Consider the following 15761-nt stretch of genomic DNA (forward strand, 5'->3'; position numbering starts at 1 on the left):
ACCGCGAGGCCGTTGGCGCACCGTCAGCGATGGCCTTCGCCCCTGGCCGGCACCCTCCCGCGCGCGCGACGCTCGTCGGAGAACGGACGTCGCTCGAGAGGGATCGGTCATGATCGACGCCGAGAACCACGGAAGCCGCGGACCGGCCCCGCTCTGGTGGTGTACCCGCCCGTGGAACGCCAGTCCGCTGCTGCGCGGATCGGACCGGATGGAGTTCCTGGTGCGGACGGTGCTGGTGGGCATCGTCCTGGTGGCACTACCCGTCGCGATGGCGATCGGAACGCAGGTCTACACCGATGACGCACAGCGCATCCGGGCCGAGCGCGCCGGCGTCACCACCGTCGAGGCATCGGTGACCTCCGAGCCGGTGTGGACCGAGACGCGCGAGTACCGCGCGAAGGCGCGCTGGAACGCGGACGGCCACGCCACCGAGGCCACCGTCACCGTGCCCGAGGGCACCGGCCTCGGCGACACGATCCCGGTCTGGCTCGGTGCCGACGGAACGCCCACGCGACCACCGCGCGGCCCCGCGGCCGCGGTGTTCAACGGCATCGGCGTCACGATCCTGCTGTGGGCCGCGAGCGTGGCCCTCGCGGCCGGGGTGTGGCACGGCACGACACTGCTGTCGGATCGGCGGCACGCTCGACAGTGGGAGCGCGAGTGGGCGCTGATGGACCGTTCGGTCAGCGGCGAAAGCTAGCGACACCACACCGCCCCGTGGTCCGCGCGATGCGGAACCGGACGGACACCGGACATCCGGACCGCTCCGGCGGCGCGATGCCATGCCGACGATGCCCGCCCCGGCGGCGGCCGGGCGCACCGGGCACGGACAGTGCTCGCATCACAGGGAGATCAGCCCGCCGGCGCCTGTTCGCTCCGCGCGTTTCTTGATGCCCAGCAACATCTTCCGCTCCATCACCAGGCTGGCGGCGGGCATGAACGCCGCGTAGAGGATCGCGGCGATCGCCGAGCGGCCCGGCGTGCGGATCCGGTTCCGGCTGATCAGCCGCGTCCCCTCCGCGCCCCCGCGCAGCGCGAACGACCAGATCCAGGTGCCGTCCCCGGACCCGAACACCAGGCAGCGTTCAGGGTCGAGGACGCGCACCCACATCCGCTGACCGTTCTTCCCGAGCGCGAAGGAGTCGCCGATCGACAGGCTCTGGAATTCGGGCAGGATCTCGTCGGCGCTGTGCATCCCCAGTCCGAAGAGGTTCTCGATCCAGTCGTAGGTGTACGCCCCGCCGCGTCCGGGGCCGAACTGGACCAGCCAGGGCCAGACCGCCGCCGGCGGCACGCGGACGCCGATGGCACGGGTGGTGACGAGATCGGCGTCCGGGAGCATCTCGTCGCCGGGCAGGCGCAGCACGGTCTCCTCCTCGGTAGCACCCCACGTCGCGTAGTAGCGCCGGCCGGGGCCGAGATGCAGTGCGACAGCACCACCGATCGCCGCCGCGGCGACGACCCAGCGCCCTCTCATGGTGAGCGCCTGCCGACATAGGTGCTCACGGGTGCCGGTGGCCGGTCCATCGGTCTTCCTTCCGGTCGGGAACATCGCTCAGACTCCGGTGATGTCGCGGCGGTCGAACACCGGCAGCGCGATCAGCAACGCGGCCGTGCCCGCGACGGGTAACCACAGGTACGCCCACGGCAGACCCGCGCCCAGCGGCCCGCCTTCCAGCGCTTGATGGAACGGCGACCACGGTCCCCAGCCGCCCATCGATTCGACCAATTTGCTCGCGACGTAGAGCACGTAGGCCGCGACCGCGAACACCGACGCGACGGCCAGCGCCACCACCCGGCGTCCGGTCGCCGACCCCACCGCCAGCGCGAGCAGGCCGAATTCGACGCCGAGCAGCACCATGGCCAGCGCACCACTCGCCGCGCCCGACACCGCGATGCCCAGACCGAACACGGCGCCGAATCCGAGCACCGCGCCGAACAGCACGACACCGAGGGCGGCGACGGCCGTGACCAACGCGCCGGCGTGCTCGAGCGCCAGCCGCACGGGCGAAACACCGTTGACCAGAACCACTTCCAGCGTGCCGCGCTCCTCGTCACCGGCGACGCCGCGCGCGCCCCTGGCGATGGCGAACACCAGGAACAGCACCGGGACCAGCATGCTGAACAATTCGGCGTTCAGGAACCCCGTTCCGGTCGTGAACGCGTCCAGATCGAACAGTTCGCGCAACGGCTCGGGATAGCTCGCCAGGAACTCCTCGATGCCGGTCATCTCCGAGAACGACTGCCACAGCGCGCATTCGGCAAGGACGAGCAGCACGATGCCCAGGCTCCAACCGATCAGCCCGCGGCGCTGGTCGCGCAACGATTTCAGGTAGACGGTCCGCAGCACGGTTCACTCCCGCCCGTAGTAGGTCAAGAACACGTCCTCGAGATCGGGCTCGTGTCCGGTGATGTCGACGACGTCGTGGGGCGCCACCACCTTCAGCAGCTCCGCCGTGGACCCTTCGATCTCCACGTGCGCGGTGCGGCCCTCGACACGCACCGTGCGCACGCCGTCGAGGGCGCGCACAATCGCCGCGTTCGGCGGTGTTCCGGCGAACTCGAACCGGAGCCGGTGCAGGGCGCGGGCGGTGAGTTCGGTGACCGCCCGCACTTCGACGAGCCGGCCCTGCCGCAGAATGCCCACGGTGTCGGCCACCGCCTGCACCTCCGACAGCACGTGCGAGGAGAGGAAGACGGTGGCGCCGCGCTCGCGCGCCTCACGCACGATCGCCTGGAACTCGCGTTGCACCAGCGGGTCCAGACCGGTCGTCGGCTCGTCCAGCACGATCACCTCCGGTTCGGCCATGAACGCCTGCACCAGCCCCACCTTCTGCCGATTGCCGTGCGACATCGCACCGATCCGGCCGCCGGTGTCCAGATCGAGGCGCTCGGCCAGGCGGGTCACCGCCTTGTGGTCGACCCCGCCGCGCAGGTGCGCCAGATAGCCGAGATATTCGCGCGCGGTGAGATCCGGGTAGGCGACGAATTGTCCTGGCAGGTAACCGATCCGGTGCTGCGCGGCGGCACGGTCGCGCACCGCGTCGGCGCCGCCGATCAGCACGCGCCCCGAACTCGGGCGCGAGAGGCCGACCAGCATCCGGATGGTGGTGGTCTTCCCGGCGCCGTTGGGGCCCAGATAACCGAAGACGACGCCCGGCGGAATGTCGAGGTCGAGGTCGATCACCGCGGGATGTCTCCCGAAGTATTTGCTCAGCGCCTCGGCGGCGATCACGGCTGACATGAGGTGAACTCCCTGGTGCGGACGGACTGTGCTGAGCATCCCGCCCGCGAGCAGGCGCTCGGCAGGGAAGAAGGTCACCGAGGTGACGGTCCGTGGGCCCCGGTTTCGATCCGGCGCCCCGACATCGGGTCCGGCCCAGCAGTCAGCGGTCGAGAACCTCACCGAGCGCCCGCCGAGAGGTCGGCGGCAACGGCTGGGTTTCGTCGGGGCAGGAGCCGATCCTGACGATGGCTTGCGCCGACGACGACCCGCCCAAGACCTCGGCACCGACTCGATCGCGCAGCGCCGCATCGCCGAACGGCTCCGTCAGCACACAGCAGGCCAAACCCAGATTCGCCGCTGTCAGCAGCACCGAACTCAGCGCCTCACCGCCCCGCAACCACGACAGCGGATCGTCGCCAGGGGTACCGAGCACCAGCAGATCCGCCCGGTCGCATGCACCGACCAGCGCCCGCACGCTCGCGGTGAGCCATTCGGACCCCTCGCCCCCGGCCGCGCGCAGCACTCCCCCGTGGGCCGCCGCCCGTTCGGCGAGCAGTCCCGAACACCCCGGCGGACCGGGCGCACTGCGATAGCACCGCACGTCCGAACGCCGCGAGCCGATCACCGCGGCCAGCGCCGTGGCGGTCATGGTCGGCTCGCTGCGCACCGGACGCACCGTCGCCAGATGGGCCGGGTCCGCGGGATCGGGCAACCGCCGCACGATCGCCGAACGACCGTGCGTCGCGAGCGCGATGCGCAGATGATGCAGCACCGCACCGCAACTGAGCACGGCGTCCCGCCGGTCGGCACCGGAGCCGGACCCCACCCGCGCGGGGTCGAGGTAGACGTGCACCAGCGGCCCGTCCACGCGAAACCGCCACGGCTGCGAATTCCGCACCGACGGCGCCCGGATCGCCAGCGTGAGCACGTGATCCACAGACACCGCGAGCCGGTCTCCATCCATTCCCCCACGCTGCCCCGCGCCGTGCCGCCGGCGACAGAGCAGAACGGCCGTTTCCCGGGGGACTTCCGCCCGATCGGTCTATCGCGCCGACGTCACCACTCGCCTCCCCACGCACCTACGCGGGCCTTCCGACACGTCCGGTGCACAGCAGCGGAGCTACGACGTCCCCCTGCTCTGCCGGGCCGCATAACTCTTCTTCAACCGCCGCAGGTAGAGAATCGAGTCCTCCGGCGAGAGCGCCGCGACACCCAACCTGTCCATCAGTGCCGAATACGCGGCGATGTGGTCTCGCCGGCTGATGTACACGGCACTCGTGAACTGTTCGATGTAGACCAGGTCCGGAACGGTCTCCGAGAAGCCGAATCGCAGATGACTGAACGACTCCGCGGTCAGGGCGGGTGCCCCCTTCCACGCCAGGATCTGGATGGTCACGTTTCGTTTGCCCGCCATGTAGAGCAGGTGTTCGATCTGCTCCAGCATCACCTCGGGCCGCGCGGTGACGCGTTTGAATATGCCTTCGTCGAGAATCGCCCACAGTTTCGGAGGAGACGGTCCGAACAGGACATTCTGGCGCCCGATCCGCATTTCGACCCGCTGGGTCACCTCGCCGACTCCAGACGCGCGCAGGACCCAGCTCGCATAGTCGGCGGTTTGCAGAAGTCCGGGCACGAAAGCCATTTCGACCGTGCGTATCGACTCGGCTTGCTGCTCGAGACCGATGTACTGTTCGAACCATTTGGGTACGACATCGTCGTACTGCGTCCACCATCCGGAACGGGTCAACGCGGCGGTGAGCCACATCAGTTCGGCACGAAAGTCGGAGTCGTCGGCGCCGTAGGCCTTCAAGATCCGCGGAATCGTCAGATCGTCCAGCTCTGCGTGGCCGTCCTCGAGCCGGCGCAGATGATCGGGTGAGCAGTCCAGCATCTCGATCGCGACCTCTTCGGTGAGCCCCCGGCGTTCACGCAGATGCCGGATGTACGAGCCCAAAGCTTGCCGAAGCCTGCGTTCACTGCCTCCCACCTCGTGAGCGGCCGCACGTCCGCCGTGGGCACTCGGGGCGGGATCATGGACATCCCCCGCGCCCAGTGACCCGATTATGTCCGAGATCGTCTCGGCCAATCGGACGCCTTTGGCGGCGTCACTGCCCTCCGACACCGCGTTCATCAACCGCAAAGCCGCACTGCCAGCTCGCATCGCGGACGGTTCACCGCCACCTCGCGCCGGCGGCAACTGTCCGGCAATGGTGGGTTCACCACCGTGGAGGACGGACTTCGCGCTGCCCGGCATCCAGCCCAGAGCTTGCTCGACGATCGCGAGCGTGCCTTCGGAAACCCCCCGGCTGCCGCGCTCCAAGTCGCCCAGCACGCGGTAGCTCAACCCGGTCTGCTCGGCGAGCTGGTGACGTGTGCGCAGATCGAGCTCCTCGCGGCGAACCACCACCCGATCTGCCAGCCGCTTCCAATCACAGTCCTCGGCTGCTCCCATGGGCACACTATGCCACCCGCTCGCGCTGACGCCAAGGAATAGCCTCCGACTTCAACCACCTACTTTGACCAGTACGTCACGATTTGATGACAGCAGTTTCCTTTTCAATGTGGCAAGTCCTGCCACTTCCTGGCTACGATGCACACATGGCATTGCAGGATGCAACCCGCGTCGGAGCGACTATCCGAGCCATCCGCACGAAGTCAGGACTCTCCGGCGCCGACCTAGCTCGACAGGCCGGGGTCGCCCCGTCGCATCTGGCGAACATCGAGTCGGGCCGGCGCGGTTGCACTCTGGATCTGGCACGCAGGATCGCCAGGGCCCTCGACGTCGAGCTCAACGCGATCACCACCGAGCGCGACTCCGACTGAGACCGCCCCACCGTCCACTCGGACCCCTACGGCCGCCGCACCACGCGGCACGACAGACCTCATTCCCGCGAACGCTCAACCACGCTTCGAAAGCACAGGTCATGGCACGCAACAGCACGCGGCCCCAACGCCGCGATCATTCGAAACAGCAACAGGCCTTTCGTCTCTGGTGCCTCGCGGTAGCCACCCTGATAGCCGCGATCGCCGGGCTGATCACGGCGCTCATCTGGACCGCGAGCCACGCCGCCGTGCTCCACACCATGGCCGCGGCCGCGGGTGCGTTCACCGCCACGATGGTCATGGGCCTCACGATGATCAGGATCCTGATCCAGAAGAAGTGACGAGACCCCGGCGTCCAGATCGCGCGGCGCCGTCCGATGGAATCGGAATCCCGTTGTCGGGCAAGCGAATCGATGGGCACCCGCATCTCCTCCCGTCCGCGCCGGAAGGCCCGTCACCAGCGCATTCTCACAGCCTCGGCAGGCCGGGCCGCCCTCCTCGAATCCGGCCCGCTCCCGCTGACCCGAAGATCCCCCCACCCACGCGTGTGGTGCCGGTACTGAATGCCAGGCAATACGCCGAAGGCGTTGGCCATCCCCTTGCGCCCGGACCCAAGGCTGAAATATAGTCCGGACACCTGTCCGGACATTGAGGGAGACACGGGAATGAGTGATCTGCGCCCCGCCGACGGCACGAAACTGCTGATCGGCGGCAAGCTGCTCGAGGGGTCGGGTGGTGTTTTCGCGACGATCAATCCGGCGACCGGTGCGCACCTGGGCACGGCGGCGGACGCGACCGCCGACGACATGGGTGCGGCGATCGCGGCCGCGCGGGCGGCGTTCGACGAGACGGACTGGTCGACGGATCCGGCATTCCGCGCGCGGTGCCTGCGCCAGTTGCGGGACGCGATGACCGAGCACGTCGAGGAGCTGCGCGAGATCACCATCGCCGAGGTGGGCGCGCCCCGGATGCTGACCTCCGGCCCGCATCTGGAGGGGCCGGTGGCCGATCTGGGCTTCTTCGCCGATCTCGCCGAAACCTATTCGTGGCGAACCGATCTCCCGATCGCGGAGCCGATGGGCCTGCGCACCCGCAGGCAGCTGCGCCGGGAGGCGGTCGGCGTGGTCGGGGCGATCACGCCGTGGAATTTCCCGCACCAGATCAACCTCGCCAAGATCGGTCCCGCCTTGGCCGCGGGCAACGCCGTCGTCCTCAAGCCCGCGCCCGATACTCCTTGGTGCGCAGCGGCTTTGGGCACGCTGGCCGCCGAGCACACCGACATCCCGCCCGGCGTCCTCAATGTCGTCACCTCCTCCGACCACCAGGTCGGGGCGCTGCTGAGCGAGGACCCGCGCGTGGATCTGGTGTCGTTCACCGGTTCCACGCGCACCGGCAAGGCGGTCATGGCCGCGGCCGCGAACACGATCAAGAAGGTGTTCCTCGAACTCGGCGGCAAGTCCGCGTTCGTGGTGCTCGACGACGCCGATATCAAGGCGGCGTGCAGCATGGCGGCCTTCTCGGTGTCGGTGCACGCCGGCCAGGGATGCGCGCTGTGCACCCGCCTGCTCGTTCCCCGCTCGCGGTACGAGGAAGCCCTCGCGGCCACCGCGAAAACCCTGGGCGGCATCCGGGCGGGTGACCCGGACGACCCCCGCACCGTGTGCGGACCGCTCATCTCCGAGCGGCAGCGCGACCGCGTCGAACGCTACCTCGCGCTCGCCGGGAAAGAGGGCGGCGAGATCGTGGTGGGCGGCGGGCGGCCCGCCGACGGCGGCGACGGGTTCTTCGTGGAACCGACGCTGATCGCGGGGGTCTCCAACGCCGCCACCGTCGCCCGGGAGGAGATCTTCGGCCCGGTGCTGGTGATCCTGCCCTACGAGGACGACGACGACGCGATCCGCATCGCCAACGATTCGCCCTACGGCCTGTCCGGCGCGGTGTGGGGCACCGATCCCGACCGGATCGACCGCGTGGTCTCCGCCATCCGCACCGGCACGCTCGGCGTGAACGGCGGCACCTGGTACGCCGCCGATGCGCCCTTCGGCGGCTACAAGCAGTCCGGCATCGGGCGCGAGATGGGCGTTGCCGGCTTCGAGGAATATCTCGAGACCAAGCTCGTCGCCTACCCGGCCTGACCGGCACATCACAACGGCCCCAACACTTTTCGAGGAGAACGTCGACATGAAACGTTTCACCGATCGCACCGCGATCGTCACCGGCGCCGCGCAGGGCATCGGCGCGGAGTACGCCAAAGCGCTTGCCGCCGAGGGCGCCCGGGTGGTGGTGGCCGATATCAACGCCGAGGCGGGCGAGTCGGTGGCCAAGGAGATCACCGCGGCCGGTGGCACCGCGGCCTTCCACGAGGTCGACGTCTCCGACCCCGATTCGGCCGTCGCGCTGGCGGCCTTCACCGCCGAGAAGTTCGGCGGCATCGACCATTTGGTGAACAACGCCGCGATCTACGGCGCGATGAAACTGGATCTGCTGCTGACCGTCCCCTGGGACTACTACAAGCGGTTCATGAGCGTGAACCTAGACGGCGCGCTGAACGTGACCCGCGCGGTGTGGCCGATCATGGCCAAGTCCGGCGGCTCCATCGTGAACCAATCCTCCACCGCCGCCTGGGTGTATTCCGGCTTCTACGGTCTGGCGAAGGTGGGGGTGAACGGTCTCACCCAGCAACTCGCCCACGAACTCGGCGGCTCGAAGATCCGGATCAACGCCATCGCACCCGGCCCGATCGACACCGAGGCGACCAAGACCATCACGCCGAAGAGCATCGTGTCGGACATGGTGCAGCGGTTGCCGCTCAAGCGGATGGGCACACCGCGGGATCTGGTGGGCGCGTGCCTGTTCCTGCTCTCCGACGAGGCGAGCTGGGTGACCGGCCAGATCTTCAATATCGACGGCGGTCAGGTCATCCGGTCATGAACGCCGCGGCCGAGGAAGGCGCCGACGTGCGGGTGGGGTTCATCGGACTGGGCAACATGGGTGCGCCGATGGCGCGGCGGCTGACCGACTGGCCCGGCGGGTTGGTGGTGTGCGACGCGCGCCCGGAAGCGACGGAGAAGTTCGCGGCGGCCGGGGCCACGGTGGCCGCGACACCGGCCGAGGCTGCCGAAACCGCGTCGGTGATCTCGGTGACCGTCCTCGACGACACCCAGGTCCGCGATGTGGTCGCGGGTGAGCACGGCATCCTGCGCAGCGCGAAAGCCGGCACCGTCGTCGCCGTGCACTCCACGATCGCCGACAGCACGGCGATCGAACTCGCCGAACTCTGTCGCGCCCAGGGCGTGGACCTGGTCGACGCCCCGGTCAGCGGTGGCGCGCCGGGCGCGACGCAAGGGCGGCTCGCCGTCATGGTCGGCGGCAGTGACACCGCCTTCGCCGCCGTCCGCCACCCCTTCCGGCTCTGGGCCGACCTGATCGTGCACGCCGGCGATGTGGGCGCGGGGACGCGAATGAAGCTGGCGCGCAACCTGTTGCACTTCGTCTCCTTCGCCGCCGCCACCGAGGCCGCGCGGCTCGCCGAGGCCGCCGGTCTCGACATCCGCCGCCTCGGCGAGGTCGTCCGGCACTCCGACGCGGTCACCGGCGGGCCCGGCGCCATCCTGTGGCGCGACACCACCGCCGCACTCACACCCGGCGATTCCTGGCTGCCGATCATGTCCCACGTCCGCGACCTCGGGGAGAAGGATCTCGGGCTGGCGCTGGCGCTCGGTGACCGACTCGGGCTCGACCTGCCGCTGGCCCGGCTCGGGCTGATCCGCCTCGCCGAGGGCCTCGGCCTCGACGCCTCCCCCGTCACCGAACCGAACGGAGCACCCCGATGACCGACGACGCGCGCGCCCGCGGACTGGCCCGGATGAAGGAGGTCTACGGCTGGCAACCGCCCGAGATCGACGGCGCCTTCTTCGCCACCACCGTCGACCACCTCTTCGCCGAGATCTGGAACCGCCCGGGACTCACCGACCGCGACCGCAGACTGCTGCTGCTCGGCGTGCTCACCGCCCAGGGCCGGATGGAGACCGCGGAGATCCAGATCCACGCGGCCCTGCACAACGAAGAGCTGACCGAGGAGCAGCTGCGCGAGATCGCGCTGTTCCTGTGTCACTACGTCGGCTGGCCGAACGGCACCCGCCTGGACACCACGATCGGCACCGTCGTGGACCGGGTCCGCAAAGGCGGGCAACCGCAGATGCGACGACCGAAATAGCAGGCGGCACCCAGCGGGATTCACCCTCGGCGGGCAAACTCGGCGACCTGGGTTCGGACAACACGACCGCGCCGCAGAATACCCGATAATTAGAGCGACCGGATCGCCGGTGATGTCCATCCGCGCGGGTTTCCGCACGGACGGATATCGCCGTGAACAAAGGCAACCGAAATAGCGCGCGGAATGCGTGTGGCTTGCCGTTTCACAACTTCTCCGACTACCATGGAATGGTGTCCGAAAACAATTCCGATTCCGTGATTCTCGAAGCCACGCGGCGGCGCCTGACCGAGAAGCAGGCCGACACGGTCGACCGGCTGACGAAGGCCACCATCGAGGTGCTCGAGCGCGAGGGCTACGCCGGCCTCACGGTACGGATGGTCGCCGCGGCGGCCGGCGTGGGCACCGCCACGGCCTACACGTACTTCTCCTCCAAGGAACACCTTGTCGCCGAAGTGTTCTGGCGGCGCTTGCTACAAGCACCCCACCTCGAGTACACCCGGGAGCAGACGAGCGCCGATCGCGTGGTCGCGGCCCTGCGGCAGGTCTCGCTCGTCGTCGGGGGCGAGAGCGAACTCGCGGGCGCGGTGACCAGCGCGCTGCTCGGCCAGGATCCCGACGTCGCCCATTTACGGGTGCGCATCGGCTTGGAGATTCGGCATCGCATCGCCGAGGCCATGGGACCGGACCCCGACGACCATATTCTCGAGGCGTTGGAAATGCTGTACGCGGGCGCGCTGGTACGTGCGGGCATGGGTTACGGAACGTACAACGAAATGGCCGACCGGATCGAAAAGACCACGCGCCTGCTCCTGCACTGACAGCACAGAGAATCAGCGGCCGCCCCGCGAAAATGGGGCGGCTTTTTCGCGCCCGTTCGACTCTGCGCGACATTGCGACACCCCCCGGATTGTAGTACCGTCTGGACAGGTGTCTATACGAGGCTACGACCCGATCGGCCACGGCCGCGGGAAGTCCGAGCCAGACGATTGAGAGGTCTTCGATGACGCTTCTGAAGCCACAGCGCGTGTCCGGCGGCGAGCACGAGCACGGCCACCTCGAGGAGATGCGCGTCGATCCGATCGGCCTGATGTGGCGGGTCCGCGAGGAGTGCGGCGATGTCGGCGTGTTCGAGCTGGCCGGGCGCGACGTGGTGCTGCTCTCCGGCGACGAGGCCAACGAGTTCTTCTTCCGGTCCTCCGACGACGACCTGGACCAGCAGGCCGCCTATCCCTTCATGAAGCCGATCTTCGGCGAAGGCGTCGTGTTCGACGCCAGCCCCGAGCGCCGCAAGGAGATGCTGCACAACCAGGCGCTGCGCGCCGACCACATGCGGGGCCACGCCGCCACGATCTCCCGCGAGGTCGACCGGATGGTCGAGCACTGGGGTGAGTCGGGCGAGATCGACCTGCTGGAGTTCTTCGCCGAGTTGACGATCTACACCTCCTCGGCCTGCCTCATCGGCACGAAGTTCCGCGAGCAGCTCGACAGCCGCTTCGCACGCCTCTACCACGACCTCGAACGCGGCACCGACGCCCTCGCCTACGTGGACCCGTACCTGCCGATCGAGAGCTTCCGCGTGCGCGACGAATCCCGGCGCAAGCTCGTGGAGTTGGTGCAGGAGATCATGAACGACCGGATCGCGCATCCCCCGCGGGGCAAGGACGACCGCGACATGCTCGATGTCCTCGTCTCGATCAAGGACGAGGCCGGCGCGCCCCGGTTCTCCGCCTCCGAGATCACCGGGATCTTCATCTCCATGATGTTCGCCGGGCACCACACCACCTCGGGCACCGCGGCGTGGACGGTCATCGAACTGCTGCGCCACCCGGAGGTGATGGCCGAGGTCGTCGCGGAGCTGGACAGCCTGTTCGCCGACGACACCGAGGTGAATTTCCGTGCGCTGCGACGGATTCCACGACTCGAGGCCACGCTCAAGGAGACGTTGCGCCTGCATCCGCCGCTCATCGTCCTGATGCGCGTGGCCCGGGGTGAGTTCGAGGTGTGCGGACATCGCATCGCCCCTGGCGATCTCGTCGCCGCCACACCGGCGGTGTCGAACCGGCTCCCCGAGAGCTTCCCCGATCCCGACGCCTTCGACCCGGGCCGATACATCGACCCGAATCAGGCCGACGTGATCAACCGCTGGACCTGGATTCCGTTCGGGGCGGGCAGGCACCGGTGTGTCGGTGCGGCGTTCGCGCTCATGCAGATGAAGGCGATCTTCTGCATTCTCCTGCGCGACTGGGAGTTCGAGATGGCCCAGCCCTCCGACACCTACCGCAACGACCACTCGAAGATGGTGGTGCAGCTGCAGCAGCCCTGCCGCGTCCGCTACCGCAGGCGCTCGCGCTAGCCGGCGCGCGGGCCTGCTGCCCACCCCGGACATCGATCGGGCGGAGCTGAATCGCCTCGTCCGGGAACGTCAGCCCGAGGTCGTCGATCGCACCGGCTGGCTCGCGATCGACAGCGCGGAACGGGCGGCGGGCGCCTCCCGAGGGCGGCCGCGCACCAAGTTCATCACCCTCGAGCATGTCCTGAGCGCCGCCCGGGGGCAGTAGGCCCCCGGGCGGCAGCCCTCACGACAGCAGCCTGCGCAGGAGCCGGTTGCCGAATCCGAAGCGCACCAAGGCATTCAGCTGCCGTGCCGTGGACGCGTCGTACGGGTACCACACGTGCTCCTTGCGCGCGGCGCGGCGGGTGAGGAGGACGGGTTGCGCGTGGGTGTAGCCGCGCGGTCCCTCGGCGCCGTTATTGATGTGCCCGAGTCCGCTGTCCTTGCGGCCGCCGAACGGCGCCTCGGGGACGCCGTAGATGACGGCCGCGTCGTTGTGCACCACCGATCCGGTGTCGAGGCGGGCGGCGATCCGGCGGGCCTTCTCGCGATCCTCGGTGAAGACCGAACCGCTCAGCCCGTAGGGGCTGTCGTTGGCGAGGCGGATGGCTTCGTCCTCATCGCGCACGCGCATGATCGCGACGACCGGTCCGAACGTCTCCTCCGTCATGAGTGTCATGTCGTGCGTGACGTCGGTGACCACCGTCGGCTCGAAATGCAGACCGTCGCCGCCGACCGGTTCACCGCCGAGCAGGACGGTCGCACCCCGGTCGCGCGCGTCGGCGAGGTGGCGGCGCACCACCTCCAGCTGCCGGTCCCAGACAAGCGGACCTACGTCGGCGGAATCCGCACGGCGATAACGGACTTCGGCCACCTTCTCACACACGCTCCGGATGAACTCGTCGGCGACGCTGTCCACGACATAGACGCGTTCGACGCTCAAACACACCTGCCCGCAATTGAACAGCGAGAGGTACACCGCGCCGGCCGCGGCGCGTTCGAGATCGGCGTCCGCGCACACGATCATCGCGTCCTTGCCGCCCAGCTCCAGCGTGCACGGCGTGAGCGCCGCGCCGCACGCCGCGCCGATCTTCCGGCCGGTCGCCACGCTGCCGGTGAAGCTGATCTTGTCCAGCCCGGCCTCGACCAGGGCGGCGCCGGTCTCGCCGTCGCCGTGCAGCACCTGGACGACGTCGGCGGGCACCCCGGCCTCGCGCAGGATGCGCACCACCCACTCGCCCGAATACGGCGTCACCTCGGACGGTTTGAGGATCACGGCGTTGCCCGCGAGCAAGGCCTGCGCCACCGGGTTGAGCGACAGCACGAACGGCCCGTTCCACGGAGTGATGACGCCCACCACCCCCAGCGGGCGGTAGTGCACGAACAGCGTCTTGAACGGGCGCAGGTAGCCGTGCAGCCCGCGCCGCTCGGGCCGCAGCGCCCGCTCGGCGCGGGCGCTCCAGTGGTTGAGGAAGTCGCACGCGGGCACGATCTCCATCGTGAGCGCCTCGACGCGCGGTTTGCCGGTCTCGGCGTGCACCGTCTCGATGATCTCGTCACGGCGGCGGACCAGCACGTCCAGCGCGCGCCCCACGATCCTGGCGCGCTCGCGCACCGGAAGCGCCGCCCAGCCGGGCTGCGCCGCGCGGGCGCGCGCGACGGCCTCGTCGACATCGCCGCGCCCACTCACCTCCAGTTCACCGAGGCGGCGCCGGTCGACCGGGCTGACCAGGGCGAGGCGGCGCCTGCCCGCAGCGGTGTCGGGCAGCGTTCGGATGATGGCCATATCTCTCCTCGTCGGATGCGCTGCGGCGCTACGCGTAGCGGACGTGCCAGTGCTTGATGCCGTTCACGAAGCTCGACCGCAGCCGAGCCGGTTCGGCCACCTGTCGCAGGCCGGGCATCACGTCGGCGATCGCGTCGAAGATCAGTTCCAGCTGCAGCCGCGCGAGGTTGGCCCCGATGCAGTAGTGCGGCCCCGTGCCGCCGAAACCCAAGTGCGGGTTGGGATCTCGCAGGATATCGAAGGTGGACGGGTCGTCGAACGCCTCCTCGTCGAAGTTCGCCGAGCTGTAGAACATCGCCACCCGCTGGCCGGCGCGGATCGCCTGTCCTCCGAGTTCGACATCCTGGGTGGCGGTGCGCTGGAAGGCGATCACCGGGGTGGCCCAGCGCACGATCTCGTCCGGCGCGGTGCGCGGGCGCTGTTGCTTGAAGATCTCCCACTGTTCGGGGTGGTCGACGAAGGCCTTCATGCCGTGCGTGGTGGCGTTGCGGGTGGTCTCGTTGCCCGCGACCGTCAGCAGGATCATGAAGAAGCCGAACTCGTCGGGGGTGAGCGATTCGCCGTCGATATCGGCGGTCACCAGCTTGGACACCAGGTCCTCGCCGGGATCCTGGCGCCGGGTCTCGGCCATCTGCCACGCGTAGCCCAGGATGCCGGCGGTGGCGACGGTCGGGTCGCCGTACTCGGGGTCGTCGAAGTTCAGCATCTCGTTCGACCAGTCGAACAGGCGCAGCCGGTCTTCCTGTGGCACACCGAGCAATTCGGCGATCGCTTGCAGCGGCAGTTCCCGGGCGACCTGGTCGACGAAGTCGCCGCCGCCCGTCTGCCGCGCGGCGTGCACGATGGCTCCGGCCCGCTCGGCCAGCGCCGCCCGCAGCGCCTCGACCGCGCGCGGGGTGAAGCCCCGCGAGATGATCCGGCGCACCTTCGAGTGTTTCGGCGGATCCATGTTCACCAGCATCGTCTTCGTGAGTTCGAAGGCGTCGGGGCTCACATCGCCCGGGAAGCGCAGGATCGCGCCGTTGGCGTTGGACGAGAACAGCGCCGGGCTGCGCGAGATCTCCCGGACGTCCTCGTGCCTGGTCACGACCCAGAAGCCGCCGTCGTGGTACGGCGCGCACATCTCGTCGGACTGGCCGTTCCACCACACCGGCGAGGTGCGCCGCAGCAGGGCGAACTCCTCGACGGGTGTGCGATCGGCCCACAGATCGGGGTCGGAGAAATCCAGGGCGGCGGGCAGCGCTGCTGGGGACACGATTACCTCCTCGGCCCGCCGTGCGGGCAGCGGTTGTGACGTCGGCGGGGATCGCACCGACCGTCCGCGGCGACCGCCCGCCGGGCGATGACTCGTGCGGGCCTGCTGCGGTGCCGCGCGGAG

At 69.1% G+C, this 15761-nt stretch carries 16 protein-coding genes; 9 read left to right on the forward strand and 7 right to left on the reverse strand.

Annotated elements, in window-relative coordinates:
* Positions 1-109 precede the first annotated feature (109 nt).
* On the forward strand, positions 110-700 hold the full coding sequence (locus DFR74_RS00160; RefSeq protein ID WP_067510960.1) for an Rv1733c family protein: 591 nt from the start codon (positions 110-112) through the stop codon (positions 698-700).
* 141 nt (positions 701-841) lie between these two features.
* Here DFR74_RS00160 and DFR74_RS00165 read toward each other — a convergent pair whose 3' ends face one another.
* From DFR74_RS00165 to DFR74_RS00185, 5 genes are all read right to left on the reverse strand, one after another.
* Positions 842-1552, reverse strand: a complete 711-nt coding sequence (locus DFR74_RS00165) for an SRPBCC family protein (protein WP_228815200.1) — start codon at positions 1550-1552, stop codon at positions 842-844.
* A 3-nt stretch (positions 1553-1555) separates the two neighbouring features.
* Positions 1556-2350, reverse strand: coding sequence for an ABC transporter permease subunit (locus DFR74_RS00170; RefSeq protein ID WP_067510959.1), 795 nt, complete (start codon positions 2348-2350; stop codon positions 1556-1558).
* Between the two features lie 3 nt (positions 2351-2353).
* Positions 2354-3322 carry an ABC transporter ATP-binding protein gene (locus DFR74_RS00175; protein WP_232331798.1) on the reverse strand — a complete coding sequence of 323 codons (969 nt, stop codon included), beginning with the start codon at positions 3320-3322 and terminating at the stop codon, positions 2354-2356.
* 64 nt (positions 3323-3386) lie between these two features.
* The gene (locus DFR74_RS00180) at positions 3387-4169 is read right to left on the reverse strand and encodes an NAD(P)H nitroreductase (protein ID WP_232331797.1); all 783 of its coding nucleotides are present in this window, start codon (positions 4167-4169) and stop codon (positions 3387-3389) included.
* A 177-nt stretch (positions 4170-4346) separates the two neighbouring features.
* Entirely contained in the window at positions 4347-5678 is a 1332-nt protein-coding gene (locus tag DFR74_RS00185) for a Scr1 family TA system antitoxin-like transcriptional regulator (RefSeq protein WP_084537845.1), read from the reverse strand.
* Positions 5679-5824: 146 nt separating this feature from the next.
* Here DFR74_RS00185 and DFR74_RS00190 point away from each other — a divergent pair, with 146 nt between their 5' ends.
* The 8 genes from DFR74_RS00190 (at position 5825) to DFR74_RS00225 (ending at position 12618) form a co-directional block, all read left to right on the forward strand.
* A complete protein-coding gene (locus tag DFR74_RS00190; protein WP_067510957.1) occupies positions 5825-6049 on the forward strand; it encodes a helix-turn-helix transcriptional regulator in 225 nt (74 codons plus the stop codon).
* A gap of 101 nt (positions 6050-6150) precedes the next feature.
* Positions 6151-6390, forward strand: coding sequence for a hypothetical protein (locus DFR74_RS00195; protein WP_067510956.1), 240 nt, complete (start codon positions 6151-6153; stop codon positions 6388-6390).
* A gap of 324 nt (positions 6391-6714) precedes the next feature.
* Positions 6715-8184: an aldehyde dehydrogenase gene (locus DFR74_RS00200; RefSeq protein WP_067510955.1), complete on the forward strand. Its 1470-nt coding sequence runs from the start codon at positions 6715-6717 to the stop codon at positions 8182-8184.
* A 46-nt stretch (positions 8185-8230) separates the two neighbouring features.
* Positions 8231-8980 (forward strand): SDR family oxidoreductase, encoded by a 750-nt coding sequence (locus tag DFR74_RS00205; protein ID WP_067510954.1) that lies wholly within the window; start codon positions 8231-8233, stop codon positions 8978-8980.
* On the forward strand, positions 8977-9882 hold the full coding sequence (locus tag DFR74_RS00210) for an NAD(P)-dependent oxidoreductase (protein WP_067510953.1): 906 nt from the start codon (positions 8977-8979) through the stop codon (positions 9880-9882). The genes DFR74_RS00205 and DFR74_RS00210 overlap by 4 nt, the downstream gene beginning before the upstream one ends.
* A complete protein-coding gene (locus DFR74_RS00215; protein WP_067510952.1) occupies positions 9879-10265 on the forward strand; it encodes a carboxymuconolactone decarboxylase family protein in 387 nt (128 codons plus the stop codon). The genes DFR74_RS00210 and DFR74_RS00215 overlap by 4 nt, the downstream gene beginning before the upstream one ends.
* A 254-nt stretch (positions 10266-10519) precedes the next feature.
* A complete protein-coding gene (locus tag DFR74_RS00220) occupies positions 10520-11083 on the forward strand; it encodes a TetR/AcrR family transcriptional regulator (protein WP_084537853.1) in 564 nt (187 codons plus the stop codon).
* A 182-nt stretch (positions 11084-11265) separates the two neighbouring features.
* The gene (locus DFR74_RS00225; protein ID WP_067510950.1) at positions 11266-12618 is read left to right on the forward strand and encodes a cytochrome P450; all 1353 of its coding nucleotides are present in this window, start codon (positions 11266-11268) and stop codon (positions 12616-12618) included.
* Between the two features lie 223 nt (positions 12619-12841).
* Here the strand turns inward: DFR74_RS00225 and DFR74_RS00230 are convergent, their stop codons facing one another.
* Together DFR74_RS00230 and DFR74_RS00235 are read right to left on the reverse strand one after the other, a co-directional pair.
* Entirely contained in the window at positions 12842-14383 is a 1542-nt protein-coding gene (locus DFR74_RS00230) for an aldehyde dehydrogenase family protein (RefSeq protein ID WP_067510949.1), read from the reverse strand.
* A 28-nt stretch (positions 14384-14411) separates the two neighbouring features.
* Complete coding sequence (locus tag DFR74_RS00235) at positions 14412-15638, reverse strand: cytochrome P450 (RefSeq protein ID WP_067510948.1); 1227 nt, start codon at positions 15636-15638, stop codon at positions 14412-14414.
* Positions 15639-15761: the final 123 nt, after the last annotated feature.

Source organism: Nocardia puris, assembly GCF_003315035.1.
Classification (GTDB): Bacteria; Actinomycetota; Actinomycetes; order Mycobacteriales; family Mycobacteriaceae; genus Nocardia; species Nocardia puris.